At 56.9% G+C, this 24527-nt stretch carries 24 protein-coding genes; 20 read left to right on the plus strand and 4 right to left on the minus strand.

Going from position 1 to position 24527, the window contains the following annotated elements; all coding sequences use genetic code 11:
- Window positions 1-28: 28 nt before the first annotated feature.
- The 4 genes from ACFPDR_RS05355 (at window position 29) to accD (ending at window position 5444) form a co-directional block, all read left to right on the plus strand.
- Window positions 29-2323 (plus strand): RelA/SpoT family protein, encoded by a 2295-nt coding sequence (locus ACFPDR_RS05355; protein ID WP_115633918.1) that lies wholly within the window; start codon window positions 29-31, stop codon window positions 2321-2323.
- 75 nt (window positions 2324-2398) lie between these two features.
- Window positions 2399-3598 (plus strand): tryptophan synthase subunit beta, encoded by a 1200-nt coding sequence (trpB, locus tag ACFPDR_RS05360; RefSeq protein ID WP_009456612.1) that lies wholly within the window; start codon window positions 2399-2401, stop codon window positions 3596-3598.
- A gap of 16 nt (window positions 3599-3614) precedes the next feature.
- The gene (gene trpA / locus ACFPDR_RS05365; RefSeq protein ID WP_009456611.1) at window positions 3615-4448 is read left to right on the plus strand and encodes a tryptophan synthase subunit alpha; all 834 of its coding nucleotides are present in this window, start codon (window positions 3615-3617) and stop codon (window positions 4446-4448) included.
- Between the two features lie 117 nt (window positions 4449-4565).
- Window positions 4566-5444, plus strand: coding sequence for an acetyl-CoA carboxylase, carboxyltransferase subunit beta (accD, locus tag ACFPDR_RS05370; RefSeq protein ID WP_035272491.1), 879 nt, complete (start codon window positions 4566-4568; stop codon window positions 5442-5444).
- A 487-nt stretch (window positions 5445-5931) separates the two neighbouring features.
- Here accD and ACFPDR_RS05375 read toward each other — a convergent pair whose 3' ends face one another.
- Complete coding sequence (locus ACFPDR_RS05375; RefSeq protein WP_321387184.1) at window positions 5932-9273, minus strand: Rne/Rng family ribonuclease; 3342 nt, start codon at window positions 9271-9273, stop codon at window positions 5932-5934.
- Window positions 9274-9761: 488 nt separating this feature from the next.
- On the opposite strand from ACFPDR_RS05375, the gene ACFPDR_RS05380 reads away from it, so the two are divergent.
- The 4 genes from ACFPDR_RS05380 to ACFPDR_RS05395 are packed head-to-tail and all read left to right on the plus strand — an operon-like array spanning window position 9762 to window position 12996.
- Window positions 9762-10724: an RluA family pseudouridine synthase gene (locus ACFPDR_RS05380; protein ID WP_264180248.1), complete on the plus strand. Its 963-nt coding sequence runs from the start codon at window positions 9762-9764 to the stop codon at window positions 10722-10724.
- 2 nt (window positions 10725-10726) lie between these two features.
- On the plus strand, window positions 10727-11380 hold the full coding sequence (locus tag ACFPDR_RS05385) for an HAD family hydrolase (RefSeq protein WP_009456607.1): 654 nt from the start codon (window positions 10727-10729) through the stop codon (window positions 11378-11380).
- Window positions 11381-11434: 54 nt separating this feature from the next.
- Window positions 11435-12388 (plus strand): protein-methionine-sulfoxide reductase catalytic subunit MsrP, encoded by a 954-nt coding sequence (gene msrP, locus ACFPDR_RS05390; RefSeq protein WP_026483107.1) that lies wholly within the window; start codon window positions 11435-11437, stop codon window positions 12386-12388.
- On the plus strand, window positions 12388-12996 hold the full coding sequence (locus ACFPDR_RS05395; RefSeq protein WP_376910758.1) for a sulfite oxidase heme-binding subunit YedZ: 609 nt from the start codon (window positions 12388-12390) through the stop codon (window positions 12994-12996). Before msrP ends, ACFPDR_RS05395 begins: the two co-directional genes overlap by 1 nt.
- A gap of 42 nt (window positions 12997-13038) precedes the next feature.
- Here the strand turns inward: ACFPDR_RS05395 and ACFPDR_RS05400 are convergent, their stop codons facing one another.
- Genes ACFPDR_RS05400 through ACFPDR_RS05410 form a run of 3 tightly spaced genes read right to left on the minus strand, consistent with a single transcriptional unit; the run spans window position 13039 to window position 15139 of the window.
- On the minus strand, window positions 13039-13848 hold the full coding sequence (locus ACFPDR_RS05400; RefSeq protein ID WP_137431423.1) for an N-acetylmuramoyl-L-alanine amidase: 810 nt from the start codon (window positions 13846-13848) through the stop codon (window positions 13039-13041).
- 1 nt (window position 13849) lies between these two features.
- Entirely contained in the window at window positions 13850-14572 is a 723-nt protein-coding gene (locus ACFPDR_RS05405; RefSeq protein ID WP_137431422.1) for an SAM-dependent methyltransferase, read from the minus strand.
- A gap of 12 nt (window positions 14573-14584) precedes the next feature.
- On the minus strand, window positions 14585-15139 hold the full coding sequence (locus tag ACFPDR_RS05410; RefSeq protein ID WP_021446872.1) for a Maf family protein: 555 nt from the start codon (window positions 15137-15139) through the stop codon (window positions 14585-14587).
- A 340-nt stretch (window positions 15140-15479) separates the two neighbouring features.
- Between ACFPDR_RS05410 and ACFPDR_RS05415 the strand changes: the two genes are divergently transcribed.
- From ACFPDR_RS05415 to ACFPDR_RS05470, 12 genes are all read left to right on the plus strand, one after another.
- Window positions 15480-16001 (plus strand): YceD family protein, encoded by a 522-nt coding sequence (locus ACFPDR_RS05415; protein WP_060186491.1) that lies wholly within the window; start codon window positions 15480-15482, stop codon window positions 15999-16001.
- Window positions 16002-16075: 74 nt separating this feature from the next.
- A complete protein-coding gene (gene rpmF, locus ACFPDR_RS05420; protein WP_003800968.1) occupies window positions 16076-16258 on the plus strand; it encodes a 50S ribosomal protein L32 in 183 nt (60 codons plus the stop codon).
- A gap of 41 nt (window positions 16259-16299) precedes the next feature.
- Complete coding sequence (plsX, locus tag ACFPDR_RS05425; RefSeq protein ID WP_009456590.1) at window positions 16300-17388, plus strand: phosphate acyltransferase PlsX; 1089 nt, start codon at window positions 16300-16302, stop codon at window positions 17386-17388.
- Window positions 17389-17413: 25 nt separating this feature from the next.
- Window positions 17414-18391 carry a beta-ketoacyl-ACP synthase III gene (locus tag ACFPDR_RS05430; RefSeq protein WP_009456588.1) on the plus strand — a complete coding sequence of 326 codons (978 nt, stop codon included), beginning with the start codon at window positions 17414-17416 and terminating at the stop codon, window positions 18389-18391.
- Between the two features lie 46 nt (window positions 18392-18437).
- Window positions 18438-19376 carry an ACP S-malonyltransferase gene (fabD, locus tag ACFPDR_RS05435; protein WP_376910762.1) on the plus strand — a complete coding sequence of 313 codons (939 nt, stop codon included), beginning with the start codon at window positions 18438-18440 and terminating at the stop codon, window positions 19374-19376.
- Window positions 19377-20120 carry a 3-oxoacyl-ACP reductase FabG gene (fabG, locus tag ACFPDR_RS05440; protein ID WP_021446870.1) on the plus strand — a complete coding sequence of 248 codons (744 nt, stop codon included), beginning with the start codon at window positions 19377-19379 and terminating at the stop codon, window positions 20118-20120. It begins immediately after the preceding gene.
- Between the two features lie 184 nt (window positions 20121-20304).
- Window positions 20305-20544, plus strand: coding sequence for an acyl carrier protein (gene acpP, locus ACFPDR_RS05445; protein ID WP_003800961.1), 240 nt, complete (start codon window positions 20305-20307; stop codon window positions 20542-20544).
- A gap of 140 nt (window positions 20545-20684) precedes the next feature.
- The gene (fabF, locus tag ACFPDR_RS05450) at window positions 20685-21917 is read left to right on the plus strand and encodes a beta-ketoacyl-ACP synthase II (protein ID WP_021446869.1); all 1233 of its coding nucleotides are present in this window, start codon (window positions 20685-20687) and stop codon (window positions 21915-21917) included.
- A 274-nt stretch (window positions 21918-22191) separates the two neighbouring features.
- On the plus strand, window positions 22192-22377 hold the full coding sequence (locus ACFPDR_RS05455; RefSeq protein ID WP_226349219.1) for a hypothetical protein: 186 nt from the start codon (window positions 22192-22194) through the stop codon (window positions 22375-22377).
- Entirely contained in the window at window positions 22377-22979 is a 603-nt protein-coding gene (gene rpoE, locus ACFPDR_RS05460; protein WP_009456579.1) for an RNA polymerase sigma factor RpoE, read from the plus strand. Before ACFPDR_RS05455 ends, rpoE begins: the two co-directional genes overlap by 1 nt.
- Before the next feature lie 6 nt (window positions 22980-22985).
- Window positions 22986-23483, plus strand: a complete 498-nt coding sequence (locus ACFPDR_RS05465) for a sigma-E factor negative regulatory protein (RefSeq protein WP_009456577.1) — start codon at window positions 22986-22988, stop codon at window positions 23481-23483.
- Window positions 23480-24505: a MucB/RseB C-terminal domain-containing protein gene (locus tag ACFPDR_RS05470; protein ID WP_230940648.1), complete on the plus strand. Its 1026-nt coding sequence runs from the start codon at window positions 23480-23482 to the stop codon at window positions 24503-24505. Before ACFPDR_RS05465 ends, ACFPDR_RS05470 begins: the two co-directional genes overlap by 4 nt.
- Window positions 24506-24527: the final 22 nt, after the last annotated feature.

Consider the following 24527-nt stretch of genomic DNA (forward strand, 5'->3'; position numbering starts at 1 on the left):
GCTGAGTGGCCACATCGACGTAATCCACATGAATCACACCGCTTCTCCCCCTATGGCCGAGTCGGCCTTCAATCCTCAATGGTTCGCGCAAGCCAGCCACGGACTGGATGAAGCAGGGCGTACGCTATTGCAGGCGGCTGCCGACTGGGCGGGGCCTATTTTGCTGGATCTGGCCGGAAGTACCGGCGAACCCTTGGACAGCCATTGCGCTCAGGTCGCGCTTATTTTGGCTGGCTTGGGTGTGGACGCTCAAACCCGTGCCAGCGCCTTGCTGGCCGTCACTCCTGCTCCTGGGCCGGAGGTCAAGCAGGACCCGGTTCAGAAAGCCTTTGGTGCCGAAGTCATGACGCTGGTACGTGGCTCACGCGCCTTGTACCGTCTGGGCTCGTTGACAGGTCAGGCCAAGGAGCAGACAGGCGGGGGCGATCAAAAGGAAATGAAGCGCAAGATGCTGCTGGCGATGGCCGCTGACTTGCGCATTGTGATGATGCGTCTGGCGTCGCGCCTGCAGTCCTTGCGCTGGTATCGGCAGTCCAAGACCGTCTGCCCGGTCGAGTTTGCGCGTGAAACGCTGGAGCTTTATACGCCCTTGGCGAATCGTTTGGGGATTTGGCAGATCAAGTGGGAAATGGAAGATCTGGCCTTTCGCTTTCTGAATCCCGAGGTCTACAAGAATATTGCCAGTAAGCTGGAAGACAAGCGCGTAGAGCGCGAAACCCTGATCAGTCAGGTGCGCGACCAACTGCTGGCAGCCTTGAAACGCGAGCATATCGTGGCTGAGGTTTCAGGCCGGCCCAAGCATATCTTCAGTATCTGGAACAAGATGCGCAACAAGCATCTGGATTTCGATCAGTTGTTTGATCTGCGCGCCTTGCGTGTCATTGTTGATGACGAGCGCAGCTGCTACCACACCCTGGCGGTGGTGCATTCGCTGTGGACGCCGGTGCCCGAGGAGTTTGACGATTACATCTCCCGGCCCAAGCCCAATGGCTACCGCTCCCTGCATACCGTTATTGCGGATGCACAGGGGCGCTGCTATGAAATTCAGATCCGCACGCGCGACATGCACCAGTTCGCGGAATACGGGATGGCTGCCCACTGGCGCTACAAGGAGGCTGGAGCCCAAGGCGGACAGCAGGTGGCCGATGGTGAGGACGATAGAAAGATCGCCTGGATGCGTCAATTGCTGGCCTGGGACAGGGAGGCGTCCACCTCGAACGCTACCGAGCCTGGCCTGCAAGCAGACAGCAGCAAAGATTCGGCTTCCGAAAAGGTAGTAGAGCCCGTTGCCAGCAAGAAACCGGCTGTTGGCAGGCCTTTGAAGGCTCAGGAAGACGAACATATTTATGTGCTGACGCCGCAGGCTCGGGTTATCGAGCTGCCTGTGGGGGCGACGCCGGTGGACTTTGCCTACTACCTGCATACCGATCTGGGCCATCGTTGCCGGGGTGCGCGGGTTGATGGGCAGATGGTGCCTTTGTCCACGCGCTTGTCGACTGGTCAGACGGTAGAGATTGTGGCGGCTAAATCCGGCGGTCCATCGCGTGACTGGCTGAACGTGCAGTTGGGCTTTTTGGCCAGCCCACGCTCGCGCTCCAAGGTGCGCGCCTGGTTCAACGCGATTGAATTGCAGCAGCGCATCTCCCAAGGCCAGAGCATGGTCGAAAAAGAGTTGCAACGGCTGGGTCGTACGGCTGTGAACCTGGAGCAGATGGCGCAACAGCTTGGCTTTGCCAAGGCAGATGACCTGTATGTTGCCGTGGCCAAGGATGAATTCAGCCTGCGCCAGGTGGATGCCTTGTTCCGTGAAGATGTGCAGGAGGAAGAGCCCGTACAGCGTGTGTTTGATGCGGCCCGGGAAAGTGTTTCCAAGACCGGGAAAAGCGGCGTGCTGGTGGTGGGTGTGGATTCGCTAATGACGCAACTGGCCCGTTGCTGCCGTCCCGCACCCCCTGATCTGATCGCCGGTTTTGTGACTCGTGGCCGGGGAGTGTCCATACACCGTGCCGACTGCAAGTCCTACCAGGAACTGGCTGATCGACAACCTGAAAGGGCTATTAGCGTCGATTGGGGCGATACGGGGGATACTCAGTATCCCGTGGATCTGGCCATTGAGGCTCAGGAGCATCCCAGCCTCTTGCGTGATCTCTCGGAGGTGTTTGCCCGCCTGCGTTTGAACGTAACGGGTATCAACACCTTGAGTCGCCGCTCGTTGACGCGCATGATATTTACTATTGAAGTGCGTGATGGCGAGCAAATTCAAAAGGCTTTAGCGGCCTTGAACGAGTTATCGGGCGTCAGCGCCCGCCGCTACTCGTCCTGAACTGCTAAAATCGGTAAACCTAAACCTCGCGGGCGTTGTGCCCGCGATTGTTCTTGTCAATCAAGAGAGCGAGCTTTGAAAACCTATACCTTGCCCGACCCGGATGGACATTTTGGTCAGTTTGGTGGTTCGTTTGTCGCTGAAACGCTGGTCCACGCCCTGGACGAGTTGAAAGCAGCCTACGAACAGTATCGGAACGATCCTGAGTTTCTGCGCGAGTTTCACTACGAACTCAAGCATTTTGTCGGTCGTCCCAGCCCCGTGTACCATGCCCGTCGATGGTCGGAGCAACTAGGTGGAGCTCAGATCTGGTTCAAGCGCGAAGATCTCAATCACACTGGCGCACACAAGATCAACAACTGTATCGGTCAGATTCTGCTGGCTCGCCGCATGGGCAAGCCCCGTATTATTGCTGAAACCGGTGCAGGCCAGCACGGCGTGGCAACGGCTACGGTCGCCGCCCGCTATGGTCTGGAGTGTGTGGTCTACATGGGTAGCGAAGACGTACGCCGTCAGGCTTCCAATGTGTACCGTATGAAGTTGCTGGGTGCGACGGTCGTTCCTGTGGAATCCGGTTCGCGCACGCTGAAAGATGCGCTGAACGAAGCCATGCGCGACTGGGTCACCAATATCAGCAATACCTTCTACATTATTGGTACGGTGGCTGGACCTCATCCTTACCCGATGATGGTGCGCGACTTCCAATGCGTGATCGGTGACGAGTGCGTGGAGCAAATGCCTCAGGACGCCGGTCGTCAGCCGGACTACGTTTTGGCGTCGGTGGGTGGTGGTTCCAATGCCATGGGCATTTTCTACCCCTACATCGAGCACAAGGATGTGGAGCTGATCGGAGTGGAAGCGGCTGGCCGCGGTCTGGATACGCTGGAGCACTCGGCTTCCCTGAACAAGGGCATGGTGGGTGTGCTGCACGGTAACCGTACCTATGTGCTGCAGGACGATGACGGTAACGTCATGCCTACGCACTCGGTGTCGGCTGGCCTGGATTACCCCGGTGTGGGTCCCGAGCACGCCTGGCTGAAAGATTGTGGCCGTGCGCAATACGCCACCTGCACCGATGAAGACGCCCTGAAAGCGTTTCACGATTGCTGCCGCATCGAAGGCATCATGCCCGCGCTGGAGTCCTCGCACGCGCTGGCGCATGCGGCTCGCATTGCCCCGACTTTGCCCAAGGATAAAATCATCCTGGTCAGTTTGTCCGGTCGCGGTGATAAGGACATGCACACGGTCGCCGAGTACGGCGGCTTGACTCTGTAAGCAATCGGGAACGGATATGTCGAGTAATGTGCGTCTGAAAAAGACGTTTGAAGGTTTGAACGGGCGCTGTGCCCTGGTGCCTTATATTACGGCCGGAGACCCTTCGGTGCCCGCTACCGTGGCCTTGATGCATGCCTTGCGTCAGGCCGGGGCAGATGTCATTGAATTGGGTGTACCGTTTTCTGATCCCACTGCCGATGGCCCGGTGATTCAGCAAGCGGCTGAACGTGCCATCAGCCGTGGTGTGGGCTTGCGTAAAGTGCTGGAGATTGTGCAGCAGTTTCGCTTGATCGACGAGGAAACGCCGGTTGTTCTGATGGGTTACGCCAATCCTATTGAGCGTATCGGTCAGGCTGAATTTGCTGTCATGGCAGGCAAGGCGGGTGTGGACGGTGTGCTGACGGTGGACTACCCACCTGAGGAGTCCGAGGATTTCACCCGTTTGCTGACCGAGCAGGGCGTGGATACTATTTTCCTGCTCTCGCCTACGTCCACGGACGAGCGTATTGCCAAGGTAGCCGCTTTGGCGCAGGGCTATGTGTATTATGTGTCCCTGAAAGGTGTGACCGGTTCGGCCCAGATTGATGTGGCTGATGTGGAACACCACTTGCAGCGTATTCGTCAGCACGTCAAAATTCCGGTCGGAGTGGGTTTCGGGATTCGGGACGCGCAAAGCGCCAAAGCTATTTCCCGTAGTGCGGATGCAGTTGTCATTGGCTCCAAGCTGATCCAGACCATGGAACAGGCTGTGCAGGAGAACGCTGGCAAAGAGCAAAAGGATATGGATGCGGCTGCGGTTGCAGCAGCCAGCCAATGGCTCGCACAGATACGTCAGGCACTGGATAATTAGCCTAAATACCTATTCCGCGTATAGAATCATCTGCCTGTTCTTTAGGAACAGGCGCTTTTTTTCAGAATAAAGAGCTTGGTGGGCCGGGTGCCGGCCAGGCGAAAACAGGATCTAACAATGAGCTGGATCGAGAAAATACTCCCGCCGCGAATTAACCGTAACCCCGAAAGCAGCCGTCGCGTTCCCGAAGGGCTGTGGGTGAAATGTCCGTCGTGTGAGTCTGTGCTCTACAAGGAAGATCTCCAGGCCACCTTGAATGTCTGCCCCAAATGCAGCCATCACATGCGCATTGGTGCTCGTGCCCGGATCAAGTCCTTGCTGGACCCCGAAGGCCAGACCGAGATTGGTTCCAACACCCGTCCTATGGACCCCTTGAAGTTCCGCGATTCGCGCAAGTACACCGAGCGCGTTTCCGAGGCGGCCAAGCAGACGGGCGAAACTGAAGCCATGGTGGTCATGAGCGGCACGATTCTGTCTGTGCCTGCCGTGGTGGCCTGCTTCGAGTTTGAATACATGGCCGGTTCCATGGGTTCCGTGGTAGGCGAGCGTTTCACACGTGGTGTGCAGGCGGCTATTGCCAACCGTAGTCCTTTTATTTGCGTGGCCGCTTCGGGTGGTGCGCGTATGCAGGAGAGCTTGTTCTCTCTGATGCAGATGGCCAAGACGACGGCTATTTTGGCTGAATTGTCGGATGCGGGTTTGCCGTTTATCAGCATTTTGACTGACCCCACCATGGGTGGTGTGTCGGCCAGTTTCGCTTTTATGGGCGATGTGGTGATTGCCGAGCCTAATGCCTTGATCGGTTTTGCCGGTCCTCGCGTGATTGAGCAGACTGTGCGCGAGAAACTGCCCGAAGGCTTCCAGCGTGCCGAGTTCTTGCTGGAGAAGGGCGCTATCGATATGGTGGTTGATCGTCGCGAGCTGCAGCGTGAGCTGGCCGAGTTGCTGGCTTTGCTGACTCGTCAGCCTGCTGAGGCTGTGTCGCGGCATTCTTGATTGCCAAGGAATTGCTAAAGAAGAACGCCACCTGGGTTTAGGTGGCGTTTTTTTGGGCTGCTGTTTTTTTGGGTAGAGAGGTTTGTGTTATTGAAGCATAGGCTTCTGGGTGGAGACCTCAGGGTGAGATTGGCTTGGTTTTCTTGGTGTGGGGAGTACGGCTCTGGGGCGGGGCCTTGGCCCGTGCTGCGCACGGGTACCCTTGGCTATTGAACAATCCAGGCGCCCAGTGAACTCGCCAGGTACTTGGTCCCCCGGACCAAGTACAAGCGTCTGGCTCGAACAGCACTGGGCTTGCACCCTGGATTGTTCAATAGCCCGCGGCCAAGTCCCTGACTCGCCCCAGAGTCGTACTCCCCACACCAAGAAAAAAGGAATATCGCAGAGGGCTCAAGAAGAGGGAGAAGGAGCCTGGATGGCTGCTCTTTATGGATACGAGAGGAAAAAAAAACGCCGCCCCAAAGGGCGGCGTTTTTAGTCTTGCTGTTTACTGCGTTTCGACCTGTTGCAGCGGCTCGCTGTTCTCGGTTTCTGCAGCACGTTGCTTGCGTGGGCGACCCAGGCGCACTGGTGCGGGCTGGTAGTCGTCCTGTGTTGCCGAGCGAACGGTTTCCACCAGTTCGATGCCCGCTGCGTTCAGTACGGCTTCCAGAGGGGCGGCTGTGGGCTTCTGTGCTTGTTCGGCAGCAGGGGCTTTTGCAGCTGCAGTCGTTTGAGTCTCAACGCGAGTCTCTACGGCTGTGGTTTCCACTGGAGTGGCTTCAACGGCCGGGGCTTCAACTGCTGGTTGTGCTTCTGCGGGAGTAGCAGTTGTCTCCACGGCTTCAGCTTGAGCTTCGGTGGCTTCTGCTTTGGCTGGTTCGGCAGCAACTTCTGCTTGCGCAGGAGCAACAGCTTCTTCAGCGGCAGGAGCTTCTGGCGCTACCTCGGCCTGAGCGGCTGGAGCAGCAACTTCTTCCTGGGCAGTAGCGGTTTCTACGGCTGCAGTTTCCACTGGAGCGGCTTCAACGGCTGGGGTTTCTGCTGCGGCTTGCGTTTCTGCGGGCGCTGCGGCTGTTTCTACAGCTTCAGCTTGAGCTTCGGTCACTTCTGCTTTGGCAGGTTCGGCGGCAGCTTCTGCTTGCACAGGAGCAACGGTTTCTTCTGCGGCTGGAGCTTCTGGAGCAACTTCGGCCTGAACGGCTGGAGTGGCTACTTCTTCCTGGGCTGGAGCGGTTTCAACAGCGTTTACCGGGGTCGTAGCGACTTCTTCAGCTTGTTGTGCGGCTTGAGCAGCGGCAGGAGCTTCTTCAGAGGCCTCTACGGCGACAGGAGCGGCTTCTTGGGCTGCCGGTGCCTCTACGGCTGCTTGTGGCTGTTCAGGCTCGGCTGCTGCGGTTTGGGCGGCAGCTTGTTCCTGGGCATCCAGGGCAGCGGGGTTGAAGCTAGGTGTTTCGTGAGCAACGTAGGCGCTGGTATTGCCTTCTTCGTTGTTCTCTTCGTTCTCGGCTACGGCGTTGGCGTCGGTATTGCGACGACCACGACGGCTACGACGACGGCGACGTTTGCGCTCTGGGTCCAGAGCGCCGTTTTCGCTGTTCTCGTCGGTTTCGGCATCCGAGTTGTCGCTGGTATCAGAGCTGTCAGCCTCGGCCAGCTGTTCAGCGCGGTTTTGCGCTTCTTGCTTGGTGGCGGCCACGGCAGCCACTGCGGCGACGCTGGCCACTGCGGCAGCAGCCTGATCGGGCTGGGCTTCTGTGCTGGCGACGTCTTTGTTCAGCTCGACGTTTTCTGCGCTGCCTTCTTCACGGCGTTGACGGCCACGGCCACGGCGGTTGCGTGGGTTGCGGCTGTTGCTGCTGCCTTCGTCGGCAGTGGCGGGCGTCGTGTTGGCGCTTTGTGGAGTTTCCAGAGCAGATTCGTTACCTGCTGAGGCGTTACGGCGGCGACCACGGGTATTCCCCCCGGTGCTTTCCGTGCTGGCTTTTTCTTCCTGAGCCGCTTCCGGGCGGTTGGACTGGCGACGGCCACGACCACCTTGGCCACGGCCACTATTGGATTGGCCGGGACGACCTTGGCGGCGGCCAGAGGACGATTTGCTGCCTTCGGATTTGGTGGTCTCGGCCACGGGTTCGGCAGGTGCGCCGGACAACCAGTTCAGCAGGCGCTTGAGCAGGCCGGGTTTGTTGTCGCTAGCAGCGGCGCTGGCGGCTGCGGCGGCAGCAGGCTTGCTCATGGGAGCTGGCTGGGCCGGTGTGGTGCTCTTGACCAGGGCTTCTGGACGAGGCTTGATTTCGTGGCTGCGGTGCGGCACCAGGCTGTCTTGCTGCTCAGGCTGCTGGACCAGCTCGTAGCTGCTGCGCAGTTCATCCAGGCGTGGGTCGTCGTGGCGCAGGCGCTCGATGATGTGGTGCGGGGTTTCCAGATTCTTGTTCGGAATCAGGATCAGGGCAATGTTCAGGCGCGATTCGATCTTGGTGATGTCAGCGCGTTTTTCGTTCAGCAGGAAGGTAGCCACATCCACCGGCACCTGAGCGTGCAGGGCGGCTGTGCCTTCTTTCATGGCTTCTTCTTGCAGCAGACGCAGTACATGCAGAGCGCTGGATTCGGCATCGCGAATGACGCCAGTGCCGGTGCATCGTGGGCAAGTAATGTGGGAGCCTTCGTTCAGGGCAGGGCGCAGGCGCTGACGGGACAGTTCCATCAGACCAAAGCGCGAGATCTTGCCCATCTGGACGCGAGCACGGTCCAGGTGCAGGGCATCACGCAGGCGTTGTTCGACAGCACGCTGGTTCTTGCTGTCTTCCATATCGATAAAGTCGATAACAATCAGGCCACCCAAGTCACGCAAACGCAACTGGCGGGCCACTTCGTCGGCGGCTTCCTGGTTGGTGCGCAGGGCGGTTTCTTCAATGTCGGCACCACGCGTGGAGCGAGCCGAGTTCACGTCAATGGCAACCAGGGCCTCGGTGTGGTCGATAACGACAGCACCGCCCGAAGGCAATTGCACGGTACGCGAGTAGGCGGTTTCGATCTGGTGTTCGATCTGAAAGCGCGAGAACAGCGGGATGTCATCGCGGTACATCTTTACGCGATGCAGATTGTCGGGCATGACCACGCTCATGAAAGCGGCGGCCTGCTCGTGAATCTCGTCCGTGTCGATCAGGATTTCGCCAATATCGGGCGAGAAGTAATCGCGGATGGCCCGGATAACCAGGCTGGATTCCAGATAAATCAGGATAGGAGCTGCATTGTCGCGGGCAGCGCCGTCAATGGCGGTCCACAACTGCATCAGGTAGTTCAGGTCCCACTGCAGTTCCTCGACGCTGCGGCCGATACCTGCGGTGCGAGCGATGATGCTCATGCCCTGCGGGATGTCCAGCTGGTCCATGGCTTCGCGCAGTTCCTGGCGGTCTTCGCCTTCAACGCGGCGCGATACGCCACCCCCACGGGGGTTGTTGGGCATCAGAACCAGATAGCGGCCTGCCAGGGAAATGAAGGTGGTCAGGGCAGCGCCCTTGTTGCCACGCTCTTCTTTTTCAACCTGGATGATCAGTTCCTGGCCTTCAACCAGGGCGTCCTGGATGCGGGCGCTGCGTACATCAACCCCTTCCTTGAAGTAGCTGCGAGCTACTTCCTTGAATGGCAGAAAGCCGTGACGCTCTTCACCGTAGCTGACGAAGCAGGCTTCCAGGCCGGGTTCGATGCGGGTGATGACCCCTTTGTAGATATTGCCTTTGCGCTGTTCGCGCCCGGCTGTTTCGATGTCGAGGTCAATCAGTTTTTGACCGTCGACAATGGCGACGCGTAGTTCTTCTTGATGCGTCGCATTGAACAACATGCGTTTCATGAGTGTGGATCTCCGTTGTCATGGAGCACCGAAATATCGGCGCACGACCGCGGGTCACAGGTGTGTAGCGCTATAGCTGCATCAGTTTGGTGCAGGCAGGCAAAATCGGCCTACCGGCTTATAGTCTGGGAGGCACGAGTCGCGCCAAAGCGCGAAGTTCAATCAGCAGGGGGGTCAGAGTCACGGTGTGTGTTTGACGAATATAAAATTGCTGGGGGAACGGCAGCCGCATAAATCATGCGGCTGGTGCAAAAGAGCGGGACAATCTGTGCAGGAATTCAGCGCCGCACGCGGGAGGAAAACATCTCTTGGAAAGCGGGCCTTCTTGCCACACGACTTTCGCTATTTCGGACTCACCCCGGCGACCTTATGACCCGGAAGCTGGAACTCAAGGATACAATTATCAGTCCTTGGTCATCCAACGGAGACGCACCCTTTGCATCTCTACGCTGGACCCAGTCTCAGCTTCCATAGGCTGAAGCGATTATATGCCCCTTTTTGTTATGTGCAAACCTCATGAATCACAAAGATCAGCCCCTCAAGTGCGAATATTACGCATTGATGAAACGCGGGCAGGTCAGCGTATAGATAATTTTTTGTTACGTGAATGTAAAGGGGTGCCAAAAAGTCACATTTACAAAGCGATCCGTGGCGGTCAGGTGCGCGTGAATAAAGGCCGTATCAGCAGTGACTATCGTTTGCAGGACGGCGATATGGTGCGCATTCCGCCGCTGCGTCTGCCCGAGCCCGAGCAGCCGCGTCATGTTCCCGCTGCCGTTTTCCCGGTGGTGTTCGAGGACGAGCACCTGATGGTCATCGACAAGCCTGCCGGTGTTGCCGTGCATGGTGGCAGTGGTGTGTCTTTCGGTGTCATCGAGCAGTTACGTGCTGCCCGTCCTCAGGAGCCCTTTCTGGAGCTGGCCCACCGTCTGGACCGGGATACCTCCGGTTTGCTGATTATCGCCAAGCGTCGTGCTGCCCTGGTTGGTTTGCACGATATGTTCCGCGAAATCCGTGCACGCAAGTTTTATTGGGCGCTGGTGCAGGGCGATTGGGTGAACGATCGCCAGCATATCCGTTTCCCCTTGCTGCGCTGGCTGACCGAAAGCGGGGAGCGGCGCGTCAAGGTTGACCCCACAGGCAAGCCTGCGCATACCATCATCACCATGCAGCGCCGTTTTGGCCGCTTTACTTTGGTGCAGGCGGAGCTGAAAACCGGCCGCACTCACCAGATTCGGGTTCATTTGGCCCATTCGGGCTTTCCGATTGTGGGCGACGACAAGTATGGCGACGACGCCATTCGCGATCAATTCGCCCGCCAGGGCTTCAAGCGCATGTTCCTGCATTCGGGACGCCTGGAGTTCAATCATCCTGTCACCGGACAGCCTCTGGTTCTGGAGGCCGCCTTGCCGGCTGCCTGTCAGGCCGTTCTTGAGCGTTTGGAGAAGTAGTTATGACGCGTTACGCCGCCGTTCTGTTTGATTGGGACGGCACAGTTATGGATTCGACGTACTCAATTGCCAGTTCTATTCAGTTGGCCAGTGCGGATCTGCAATTGCCTGTGCCCTCGATTCAGCAAGCCAGCTGGGTTATTGGTTTGTCGCTGGAAAGCGCCTTGTATCGCGCTGTGCCGGATTTGACTGCCGAGCAGATGCCGCTGTTTCTGGAGCGTTATCGTCATCACTTTATGCAGCGTGACCCGCATATCAAGCTGTTTGACGGAATTTTGCCTTTCATGGGTGAACTTCGGGGCCGCCAGATTGCCTTAGGAGTGGCAACGGGTAAAAGTCGTCAAGGTTTGGATAGAGTGCTGCAGCAGGTCAATCTCAGCACTTTTTTTGATGCTACCCGTTGTGCAGATGAAACCCGCAGCAAGCCGGACCCGGAAATGCTGCATCAATTGCTGGCCGAATTGATGTTGGAGCCCGAGCAGGTCTTGATGGTGGGCGATACCGTGCACGATATTCATATGGCGGCCAATGCGGGCATGGATAGCGTGGCTGTCACTTACGGCGCGCATGATCCTCAAACCCTGGCCAAGGCTGAGCCCACGGTCATGGTTGATAATGTGGCGCAAATGCGCGATTGGGTATTGGCACGGATTTAATAGGCGGCAAGTCGGTTTGACGACCATCTTGCCAGACAGGTTCAGGAGATGGAGATGTTCAAATCACGTTCGCAGCCCATACGTCCCTCTGAAATTACCGACGAGTCGGTCTGGCGGGCGCGCCGCCGCCTGCTTTTGCAGGCTCCCGGCGCCTTGGCCCTGGCGGCCAGCTTGCCGGGTCGGGCTCAGGCGGTCCCGGTAGGGCAGGACTTGTCGTTCACGCCTTCCCAGCGCTGGAAACTGGACGATATGCCCACCAGCGAGTCCGATGTCACCTCCTACAATAATTTCTACGAATTTGGCACGGGCAAGGAAGATCCTGCCCGCCATTCGGGGAAATTCAAGACTGAACCCTGGACTTTGCAGATTGACGGTTTGGTGAACAAGCCGCTTACCTTGGATATGGACCAGATATTGAAGCTGGCCCCTTTGGAAGAGCGTATTTATCGTCTGCGTTGTGTTGAAGCCTGGTCCATGGTGGTGCCCTGGGTGGGCTATTCCTTGTCGGCCTTGCTAAAGCAGGCGTCGCCCCAGGGCTCGGCCCGCTTTGTTCGGTTTGAAACAGCGGCGGACCCGGAAACCATGCCGGGTCTACGCTCTCGTATCTTGGCCTGGCCCTATGTGGAGGCGCTGCGGTTGGATGAGGCCATGCATCCTTTGACTCTGCTGGCTACCGGTCTGTACGGAAAAAGCCTGCCTGTTCAGAATGGAGCGCCGGTGCGGCTGATCGTGCCGTGGAAGTATGGGTTCAAATCGGCCAAGTCTTTGGTGCGCATCACCTTGACGGACACCATGCCCGAGTCCAGCTGGATGAAGGTGGCTCCGCATGAGTATGGCTTTTACGCCAATGTGAACCCGGAAGTGCCGCATCCCCGCTGGAGCCAGGCCACTGAACGTGTCATCGGTTCGGGATTCTTCGCCACCAAAAAGCCGACTTTGCCTTTTAACGGCTATGCCGAAGACGTGGCAGGTCTGTATGCCGATATGGACTTAAGGCGTTACTACTGATGAGTACCTGGAAGGCTGCGCAGTTGGATAGGCTCAAGCCCTTGGTATTCTTGCTGGGCTTGTTTCCCTTGGGGCGCTGGGTATGGTTGGGTTTCAACAATGGCCTAAGTGCCAATCCAGCTGAATTTTTGACCCGATCCAGTGGGATCTGGGCCTTGGTACTCTTGCTGCTGACCCTGGCTTTAAGTCCTGTAAGGCGTTTGCTGGCTCAGCCCGCCTTGGTGCGTTGGCGCCGCATGTTGGGCTTGTTCAGTTTTTTTTATGCAGCTTTGCATACCTTGGCCTGGGCCTGGTGGGATCGCTCGGGCGACTGGCTGTCCATGTGGCAGGACGTGATGCAGCGGCCCTTGATTGCGATCGGGGTAGTGGCTGTGCTGATTTTATTGGCCCTGACCCTGACCTCCACGCATGGCTGGCAGAAACGTTTGGGTCGTGGTTGGAGCCGCTTGCATCAAACCGTGTATTTGGCGGCGGTCCTTTCCATCCTGCACTTTTACCTGATTCGTACTGGTAAAAATGATGTGGTGGAAGTTTATGTCTATGGTTTGGTTCTGATGGGCTTGCTGGTTTTGCGCCGCTGGCCCGTATTGAATAAGACAGCGCACTAAGCAAAACAGGTAATGAGCATAAGCCCATTACCTGTTTTTTTATCAATCCAGACTTTGCAGAATGGCGGCTGTTTCGGCATCCAAAGTGCCGTCGTAGCGGGCTGGGCGGTAGTGCATCTGGAAGGCGGCGATCACGTTTTGTGTGGCCTTGTCGAACATGCCGCTGTCAGGCGTTTCGTAGCCTGCTTTGCGCAGCAGGGCCTGGGTTTGAGCGGCAGAGGGCAGGGGACGCGTGGCGTACTGCGCCTGCAGTGCTCGGGCCTGTGATTCCTTGTACCAGCGGCCTATACCTGCTTGGGCCAGTTCCTTCCAGGGGAAATGAGGGCCGGGGTCCAGCTTGCGTTGTGGGGCAACATCGCTGTGGCCAATAATATTGCGGGCAGACACGCCATGGCGCTGAGCCAGGTCTTTCAGCAGTGCTTTGATTGCTTCAATCTGCCCGGACGTATACGGAGCCCAGCGACCATCTGCCAAGCGGCCCATATTAACGATTTCGATGCCGATAGAGCCGGTATTCAGGTCTGTGAAACCGTACCAGGAGCCCAGACCTGCATGCCAGGCGCGGCGTTCCTCTGGAACCAGACGGTAGACAGTGGGACGGCGCTCGTCGCTGACCAGGTAATGGGCGCTGACATCACGCTGCGTCAGCACCTTCAAGGAGGTGGCGTGGTCGCCAGCGGTGTAGTGCATGACCAGATAACGCACTCGGCTGTTCTGGCCCTGAGCGCTATAGCTGTCATCAAGTTTGAAGGGACCGCTACTGCCACAGGCCGCCAATAAGGCCGTCAGGCTAAGTACGCTAATCTGAACGCTGCGCTTCAAGGCGGGTGTAAGAAAAGACAGGGATTTCATCTTAACGACCAGCCAGAAACAGGAAAATGCAGGGGGTTTTGTCCAGGGCAGGCGGCTGGCGCTCGCGCCATTGTTCAATGGTGGCAGTCTGGACCAATTCACGTGTACCTGTCAGGTCACGAGCCAGGCACAAGCGTGTTGTGGGCTTGAGGGACTGCAGCAAGGTGCTGTACATGGCCTGGTTGCGATAAGGTGTTTCGATCAGGATCTGGGTTTGTTTCAGAGCTTGGGACTGGCTTTCCCATTGCTTGAGCTGCTTGGCGCGAGCGGCCCCATCTACAGGCGCATAGCCGTGGAATACAAACTGCTGACCGTCCAGGCCGCTGGCCATCAGGCTCAGCAAAATGGAAGAGGGGCCAACGTGAGGGCGCACGGGGATCTTCATTTCGTGGGCCATGGCAACCACCAGCGCACCGGGGTCGGCGACGGCGGGGCAGCCAGCTTCCGATACCAGACCAATGGCTTGACCTTGCAGGGCTGTTTTCAACCACTCACGCATTTCACCGGGTTTGTTGCCGCGCTTGTCCAGCGTGTGAATAGTGATTTCTTGCAGAGGTACCACGGGCTCAACCAGTTTCAGGAAAGCACGGGCGGTTTTGGCGTTCTCGGCAATAAAGACGGTCAGTTCGCGCGTCAAAGCCTTGACGTCGGCGGGTAGCCAGCCGCTGATCGGGCTCTCACTTAAGCCTACGGGGATCAGGTGCAAAGGGGCGGCTTGGGGCATGGCGTATCAGTCCTAAACGGAAGGGGGCAAAAGGGTGGGGCGCAAGGGGTTCAAGCCAAAGTGACGCAGCATGGTGCACAGCTCGATCAGCGGCAGGCCAATGATAGCGGTTGGGTCGTCCGAGCGCATGGACTCCATCAGGGCAATACCCAGGCTTTCGGCCTTGGCGCTGCCAGCGGTGTCATACGGTTTTTCCTGCAGCAAATAGTGCTCGATTTCTTCATCACTCAATGCGCGAAAACGACAATTGGTAACAATATCGCTGCACAGAAATTCCTGGCCATCTGTCACGCATAAAGCGCTATGGAAATCGATGTCTTGACCGCTCAGGCGACGCAGTTGTTTCTGCGCACCGGCATGGTCGCCAGGCTTGCCAATAGCGTCCTGGCCCGATGTGGCGACCTGATCGGAGCCGATCACGAGCGCGCCTGGGTTCAGTTGGCTGATACGGGCCGCTTTTTCACGCGCCAGACGCAGGCTGAGCTGGGCGGGAGCCTCTGCGGGAAGTGGGGTTTCATCAATGTCAGGAGACTGACAGGTGAAAGGCAAGCCCAAACGCGCTAACATAGCGCGGCGATAGACTGAGCTTGATGCAAGGATGAGACGCATAGTGTGTTTTAGCTGTGCTTTGGTTTGACTGCCTTGTGCTTAGCACGGTATTATCTAATGTTTTCTTCGTTATTGAAATGGTTGTAGGCTAGCTTGGCGGTTTGCCGACTGCGCTTTACATGCTTCAATACCGAGGGGCAGGAAAAAAAGCAGTACAAGAAAAAGTGGTAGAGCCCCCAAGCGATACCAAGGCAGTGAAACAAGCAAGCAGCAAACAAGCGAAAGCGACAAATAAAGCAGAACAAACAAGCGGTTCCAGATCCTGGTAAAACCGTGGTTTGATGCCCTAAGCATACTTATGACGACACAGTATATCGACACCTTGAATCTAGCCCGTGCCCCTCAGGAAATGTCGGGTCAGGTGCTGGTGGAAGATTTGTCTCGTCTGGTATCCGATTTGCCCGATCAAGGCGATTTGCGCATTGACTGGAGTGTGTCGGGTCGGGAAGATTCTGCCCGGCGTCGTTTTGTGCATGTGCAGGCCAAAGGTAGTGTCATTTTGGAATGCCAGCGCTGTGTGAAGCCTTTTGAGTGGCCCATCGATATTTCCAACGAAGTACAGATTGTGGCAACCGAGGACGAACTTGAGCTGGATGATGACGATACGGAAGGTCCTGATCGCATCTTGTGTGAAGGCCAGTTGGATGTCCTGGGACTGGTCGAGGACGAGCTGATTCTTAGCGTGCCTTATGTGCCGCGCCATGAGGTTTGTCCCGACGCGCAGTCGCTGTCCATGGAAGCCAAGTCTGAAGACCTGGATGAGTCCGCCTTTGAGCGGCCGTCCCCGTTTGCCGTATTGGGCTCGCTCAAGAAGTCTTGATTGTTTGTTACTAATTCGTTAATTTTTTCGGGCTGCACCCATTTATTCGGGGTTGTCCATCTACAGGAGTCATCATGGCTGTTCAGCAGAATAAAAAGAGCCCGTCCCGGCGTAACATGCGTCGTTCGCACGACGCGCTTACTGGTCCTTCGACGGCTATCGAGCCTACGACTGGCGAACTGCACCTGCGTCACCACATCAGCCCTAACGGCATCTACCGTGGCCGTAAAGTGCTGAAAACAAAGAACGACGAGTAATAGTCTCTTTGTCGTTGCAAGCAACATAGGTTGCATGCTTGATGTCTAACAAAAAAATACGTATTGCCATCGATTGCATGGGCGGCGATATCGGTTTATCCGTCACTGTCCCTGCAGCGCTGCTTTTTGCCAAGCGCTATCCGGATGTGCACTGCTTATTGGTTGGCGAGCCTCAGGCCATCGAGCAAACATTGCGTGCGCAAGGTAATGTCGATACCTCCTGGTACGACATTCTTCCCGCATCCGAAGTTGTCACCATGGCCGATTCGGTCGAGGTGGCCCTGCGCCGCAAAAAAGACTCCTCCATGCGAGTGGCTGCCCAGTCCGTCAAGGATGGGATAGCTGATGCCTGCATTTCTGCGGGCAATACCGGCGCATGGATGGCAATTTCGCGCTACGTACTCAAAACTCTGGATGGGATTGATCGCCCAGCCATTGCCACGTCCATCCCGAACCAAAAGGGCGGGGCCACGATCATGCTGGATCTGGGTGCCAATGTGGATTGCTCCGCAGAACACCTGCTGCAGTTCGCCATTATGGGATCTGCTCTGGCCAGTATTGTGGATCGTCATGAGCGTCCCACCGTGGGTCTGCTCAATATTGGGGAAGAGGTCATCAAAGGCAACGAGGTCGTCAAAAAGGCGGCTGAACTGTTGCGCTCCAGCGGACTGAATTTTTACGGCAACGTAGAAGGTGACGATATCTGCAAAGGTACCGTCAACGTGGTCGTGTGCGACGGTTTCGTGGGCAATGTGGTCCTTAAATCCATTGAAGGGCTGGCCAAGATGGTCGGCAGTATGCTGCGCGACGAATTTACCCGTGACCCATTGAGCAAAGTGTCCGCTTTGCTGGCTCGTCCTGTCTTGAATCGTTTCCGCGACAGGGTGGATAATCGCCGTCATAACGGTGCGGCCCTTTTGGGTTTACGCGGTATTGTTATCAAGAGTCATGGTTCTGCCGATGCCTACGCTTTCGGTTATGCTTTGCAACGGGCCCGCGGTGCGGTGCTCAATGGTCTGCTCAGCGGTACCAGCCAGGCAGTCGAACGCATCATGCAAAGTGTGAACTTGCATGAAGAGCAAAGCGGCGAACCAGATACACGCCATACTTCAGAGCCCTCGTCCTCATAAGAACGGGCTTGATCGGGAACATAAAATGACGATATTTGCCAAGATTATCGGTACAGGCGGCTACCTGCCTCCTCGGATTGTGTCTAACGATGATCTAGCGGTGGAGCTGGCTCAAAAGGGTATCGAAACCTCCGATCAGTGGATTGTCGAGCGTACCGGTATTCATCAGCGTCATCTTGCCGATCCCGGTGTCCGTACCAGCCACTTGGCAACCCAGGCCGCGCGTCAGGCGCTGGAAGATGCGGGCATTGCTGCCCAGGATCTGGACCTGATTGTGGTGGCTACTTCCACTCCCGATTACGTTTTCCCCAGCACCGCGTGTCTGGTGCAGGCCGAATTGGGCAACAAGGGCGCTGCCGCGTACGACGTACAAGCGGTGTGCAGCGGCTTTGTCTATGCACTGACGACTGCCGACGCCATGATCAAGGCCGGCCGTGCGCGCAATGCGCTGGTCATCGGTGCCGAAGTGTTCTCCAGCATCCTGGACTGGAACGACCGCTCTACCTGCGTCCTGTTTGGCGACGGTGCGGGCGCTGTGGTTCTGCAAGCCAGCGATGAACCCGGTGTCCTGGCTGCCCAGCTCAATGCGGATGGCAGTCAAATGGGTATTTTGTGCGCGGCAGGCAATGTCTCGCACGGTCAGGTAGTGGGCGATCCCTTCCTGCGTATGGATGGTCAGGCTGTGTTCAAGCTGGCTGTCACTTCTCTGGCCGCTTCGGCCAATCAAGTCTGCGAACAGGCTGGCGTCTCTCTGGCCGATATCGATTGGCTGGTGCCGCACCAGGCCAACGTTCGTATCATCAATTTTCTAGGTCGTAAGCTGGGTATCCCCTCCGAGAAGGTGGTTATCACGGTTGATCAACATGCCAACACCTCGGCAGCCAGTGTGCCTTTGGCCCTGAATGCCGCTCGCCGGGATGGTCGTATCCGTGCCGGTGATCTGGCGCTGTTGCAAGGCGTGGGTGGCGGCTTTACCTGGGGTTCGGTGCTGGTCCGCTGCTAAGTAGCGCGATCCGGATTACCGCCTCATCTCTTTGGGTTTTTCTACCATGAAAATTGCGTTTGTCTTTCCAGGACAAGGCTCGCAGTCCGTAGGCATGCTCGATGCCTGGGCCGAGTCTGCTGTCGTACAGCAAGCCATTGCACAAGCCAGTCAGTCGCTGGGCCAGGACCTGGCTCAGTTGATAGCACAAGGGCCTGCCGAGGCTCTGAACCTGACTACCAATACTCAACCTGTCATGCTGGCTAGCGCCGTGGCCATGTACCAGGCCTGGATTCAGGCTGGTGGTCCTGCTCCTGCCGTGATGGCCGGTCATAGCCTGGGTGAATACTCGGCCCTGACTGCTGCCGGTGCTCTGAGCCTGGAACAAGCGGTTCCGCTGGTTCGCATCCGTGCCGATGCCATGCAAGCTGCCGTACCTGTGGGTGTCGGTACCATGGCTGCCGTGCTGGGTCTGGATGACGATCAAGTGCGCGATGTGTGTGCTCGTGCCTCTGAGGGACAGCAGATTGTTCAGGCTGTTAACTACAATGCGCCTGCTCAGGTTGTGATAGCCGGGAATGTGGAAGCGGTAGATCGTGCATGTGCGCTGGCTAAAGAAGCCGGTGCCAAGCGTGCCTTGGTGCTGCCTGTATCGGCTCCTTTCCACTCCAGTCTGTTGGAACCGGCAGCTGCTGTGCTGGCCCAGGCTCTGGCCTCGGTTCAAGTGCAAACGCCTGCTATTTCCGTGATCAATAACGTGGACGTAGCCGCGCCTACCGACCCCGAACAGATTAAAGATGCGCTGGTCCGTCAGGCCTGGCATCCCGTGCGCTGGGTTGAGACTATCCAGGCCATGAAGGCTCAAGGAGTCACCCACGTGGTCGAGTGTGGTCCAGGCAAAGTGCTGACGGGGCTGGTCAAGCGTATTGACCGTGATCTGGTCGCCTTGTCGATCAGCGACCCTGCGTCCTTGCAGGCCACTTTGGAAGCCCTGGAGGGAGCATAAATGCAAGAATTGGACCTAAGCGGCAAGACTGCACTGGTAACCGGCGCATCGCGCGGTATCGGTCAGGCGATTGCTAAAGAATTGATGGCACGAGGTGCCAAGGTGGTTGGTACCGCTACTTCCGAGTCCGGCGCACAGGCGATTTCCGCTGTGCTGGATCAGAATGGCAGCTACGGCCATGTTTTGAACGTGGACGACCCGGCTGCTTGCGAAGCGCTGATTTCGGCTTTGAGCAAAGAAGACGGTGGCCCGCACATTCTGGTTAATAATGCCGGTATTACGCGTGACAACCTGGCCATGCGCTTGAAAGATGAAGACTGGGATGCCGTTATCCAGACCAATCTAAGTGCCGTGTTCCGCCTGTCGCGTGCCGTTATCCGCCCCATGATGAAAGCCCGCTGGGGCCGTATCATCAGCATCACTTCGGTGGTGGGCGAGAGCGGTAACCCAGGTCAAGCCAACTACGCAGCTGCCAAAGCAGGCGTGGCTGGCATGAGCCGTGCCTTGGCGCGCGAGCTCGGTAGCCGTAACATTACAGTTAATTGTGTCGCTCCGGGCTTTATTGATACGGACATGACACGCTCTCTGACCCCTGAGCAGTCGGCGGCAATTTTGTCGCAAATCCCCCTGGGACGACTGGGTGCTGCTGAAGATATCGCTAATGCGGTAGCCTTCCTGGCCGGGTCGCAAGCGCAATATATTACGGGCAGCACCATCCATGTGAATGGTGGTATGCACATGTAAGGCTTGGCATCGCGCCCGGCTGAGGTAAAATTGCGGGATTATTTGGGGCCTATTGCTTGAGCCGGCGTTGTAAGAATAACGTTGGGCCTCATACAAGAACGCCGTTTTTTGTCATAGCTTATCCCTCTTAGCAGTATGGATTGGCTATAATTTGCGGGAATTTTTCCCAACTTGGAGAATCTGCATGGAAAGCATCGAACAGCGCGTCAAGAAGATCGTCGCTGAACAACTTGGCGTTAACGAAGCCGAGATCAAAAACGAATCTTCTTTTCTCGACGACCTCGGTGCCGACTCGCTCGACATGGTCGAGCTCGTGATGGCGCTCGAAGACGAATTCGAAACCGAAATACCAGACGAAGAAGCTGAGAAAATCACGACGGTCCAGCAAGCTGTGGACTACATCAATTCTCACAGCAAGCAGTAAGTTCAATTAAGAGGGTGGGCGGCATTGTGCACGCCCTCGCTCCAGAGCGGTTTCCAGAGAGTAGCCTGTGCCCGGCGGCTTTAGCTTGCAAGACGCAGTTATTCCCTTTAAACCGCTTTTTTTGTGTTTAGGAGTCATCCGTGAAACGACGTGTCGTGATTACCGGGCTGGGTATTGTTTCCCCGGTCGGCAACGATATTCCTACCGCGTGGGATAACATCGTCAATGGGCGTTCGGGCATCGGGCGTATTACCCGTTTCGATCCTTCGGCCCTAACAGCCCAGATAGCGGGTGAGGTCAAGGATTTTGATTTAACACCATACATTTCGTCCAAAGAAGCCAAGCAGATGGATACCTTTATCCATTACGGCGTGGTGGCAGGTATGCAGGCCTGGAAGGATTGCGGTCTGGATATCAACAGCATCAATGCTGAGCGTGTGGGCGTTATCGTCGGTTCGGGGATTGGTGGTTTGCCCCGCATTGAAGAAACCCAAAAAGATTATCTGGAACGGGGCCCACGTCGGATTTCTCCGTTCTTTGTGCCTGGCTCCCTGGTCAATCTGGTGTCTGGCCAACTGTCCATCGGCCTGGGCCTGAAAGGTCCTAGCTACGCTGTTGTGTCGGCATGTACAACTGGTCTGCACTCCATTGGTGACGCTGCTCGCTTGATCGAGTATGGCGACGCTGATGTGATGATTGCCGGCGGTGCCGAATCCACCGTGTCCCCTCTGGGCATTGGCGGTTTTGCCGCCATGCGTGCTCTGTCCACCCGTAACGACGATCCTGAAACAGCCTCGCGTCCTTGGGACATGGACCGTGACGGCTTCGTACTGGGTGAGGGCGCTGGTGTGCTGGTGTTGGAAGAGTACGAGCATGCCAAGAAACGTGGCGCACGCATTTACGGCGAGTTCTCCGGCTACGGCATGAGCTCTGACGCTCACCACATCACTTCGCCTGACCGTGACGGTCCGCGTCGTGGCGTGATGAATGCCTTGCGTAACGGTGGCATCAACGCTGACGAAGTTCAGTACGTCAACGCACACGGTACTTCTACGCCACTGGGCGACGTGAACGAGTCCGAAGCATTGAAACTGGCTTTTGGCGATCACGCTTACAAGCTGGTGGTCAACTCCACCAAGTCCATGACGGGTCACCTGCTGGGTGCGGCCGGTGGTATTGAAGCGGTGTTCACCACCTTGGCGGTGTATAACCAGATCTCGCCTCCAACCATCAACATCTTCAACCAGGACCCTGCCTGCGACTTGGATTACTGCGCCAACCAGGCGCGTGACATGAAGATTGATGTTGCTCTGTCCAACTCTTTCGGGTTTGGCGGCACTAACGGTTCGATGGTGGTTCGTCGTCTTCGCTAAGTTAGACTGCCCCACTCGTAACGCCCAGTCCTGGTCGATCGGAGCTCCGGCTCCGGTGCGCCGACTGGGCGCTTTTGTCTGTGCCTTGCTTGCAGCAGGCCTGGCCTGGACAATGTCTAGCTGGCAATGGCCCTGGGCCCTGGCAATATTGGCAGGTGCTTTGTGGGCTTATTTTTTGTATGCTCGCAGTCGTGGGGCATGGGATGAGCGCGCTACACTAGCGCATCGTGCAGGGCTATACTCCTTGCAGTGCGAGGGGGCAGCAAAGGAGTCCGTGCAAATAGAGCAGATCTGGCGTTGTGCCTGGTTCATGACCTTGCGTTTGCGCCGTGATTGCACCAAGGCTTGCCGTACCGTGACCGTATGGCGCCGCGCCCAGTCGCAGCAGGACTGGTGGGCCTTGTCTCTATGTGCCAACCGACTGTCTCATCAGGTCCGTGCTCAGAATAAGGATTCTTAATGAGTGAACGCGATACCGATGCCGAACTAGTTGCACGTGTTCAGCGTGGGGATAAGCGAGCCTTTGACCTGCTGGTACTGAAGTACCAGCGCAAGATCATGCGTCTGCTCAGCCGCATGGTACGTGACCCGTCTGAAGTCGAGGACGTGGCTCAGGAAACCTTCATCAAAGCGTACCGAGCTCTTCCCCAGTTCCGGGGCGAGAGTGCTTTTTACACCTGGCTGTACCGCATTGCGATCAACACGGCCCGTAACTGGCAGGCCTCGGCCGCCCGACGTCCCAATACTTTGCAGAACGTCGAAACTGAAGAAGGTGAAACTTTTGACCGAATCGACAACCTAAGCGATATAAGCACGCCAGAATCCATGATGGTCAGTCGCCAGATTGCTGAAACGGTAAATACAGCGATCCAGGCACTGCCCGAAGAGTTGCGGACGGCTATCGTGCTACGTGAAATAGAAGGTATGAGCTACGAAGATATTGCTCAGACCATGGACTGCCCTATAGGAACTGTACGCTCACGCATCTTTCGAGCCCGTGACGCCATTGCTGCGCAATTGCGTCCCATACTCGATGGTGAAGATAGTGAACGACGGTGGTAAGGATTGATGATGCAAGCCCTGAAATCCCATTCCGATGATGATCAACTCAATGCCTGGGAGGCCGCCGTGTCTTCCTGGGTGGATGGCGAGGCTGAAATACGCCCCGAGGAACTGGACTCCCCCTACGGGCGTCAAGTCTGGGATACCTACCATTTGATTGGTGACGTCATGCGTACCGATGCGCTGGCGATCCGTACGTCGGATCGCTTTTACGCGCGTCTGTCCAAAGCAATTGACGAAGAGCCTACCGTGCTCGCCCCGAATGCCATGAAACGACCCTTGGTGCAGCGCTATGGTGTCAGCGGCCTGGCCGTGGTGGCTGCCGTGGCTGCCGCCTTGTGGGTAGGCCTGCCGTATATGGGGGTGAACTCCGTGCCAGGCACGCTGGTGGCCAGCGCCCAGGATGATCAGCTCTGGAATGATTACGCGGATTTGCACCGCGACTTTGTTGGTACCGGTCCGGTACGCCATGTTTCCTTTGAAAGTGGAGCCCTGGGTCAATGAGGTCTGTACGTATGCCGTCGCAGATGGGCTTGGCGCGTCTCTATAAGGGCTTGTTTGCCCTTTCTCTGGCGGTGCTGTGCACACCTGTACTGGCTCAGGATGCCAGCGGGCTGGAGCCCCTGGATCTGCCCTGGTTGCAGAAAGTCCATAAAGCGGCGCGTGACCTGGATTATTCCGGGGTCATTATTTACACCCAGGATCAGGCCAGCCAGTCCATGAAACTGGTCCACATTATTGATGGTACCGGCGAGCGCGAGCGTCTGGAGATTCTGGACGGCGAGCCGCGCGAGTTTCTGCGTCAGAACGAAGTCACCCAATGCCTGATTCCCGAAAAGAAAATGGTGGTGATCGAGCGTCGTGAAAACGAACGCTTTCCCAGTTTTCTGGTTGGTGATGTCAGCCAATTACCCAATTTTTACGATATGCGCCGCTTGCCATCGCGCGAGCGCGTGGCCGGTCGCCCTTGCGACCTGATCGAGCTGGTTCCCAAGGATGATCAGCGTTACGGCTACCGCGTGTGTGCCGATACCGATCATCATTTGCTATTGAAAATGCAGACTCTGGACCCACAACAAGAGGTAGTGGATCAGATCGCTTTTGCCTCTGTTGCCTTTGGCGAGCAGGTGGATTTGCAGGAACTGCGTACCAGTTGGAACCCCAGCAAGTGGGAAGTGGTCGAACCCGAAGTACGAAAAATAGATTTGAACGAGCTGGGTTGGCATCTGGCCATGCCTGCCGGTTTTACCTTGCGGTCCGAAATGCTCCGGCCCATGCGTGCGGGGCGTCAGGTTACCCATTTGATGTTGTCTGATGGTCTGGCTGCCATTTCCGTGTTTCTGGAGAAGGTAGGGACCCCTGAAGCAGAAGAAAACAGCCTGGGTGCCTTTCACCGTGGCTCCATGAATATGTACCGCAGTCGCATTAATGATTATGTTTTGACCAGCACGGGTGCCGTACCTGTACAGACCTTGCGCGCCTTGCTGGAAGGTACCCAGTTCACCCCTCTATCCCGGACACATTGACTATCGTCCACCAGGAGTCTTT

It is taken from the genome of Alcaligenes sp. GCM10023179 (assembly GCF_042653705.1).
In the GTDB taxonomy this organism is placed as follows: Bacteria; Pseudomonadota; Gammaproteobacteria; order Burkholderiales; family Burkholderiaceae_B; genus Alcaligenes; species Alcaligenes phenolicus.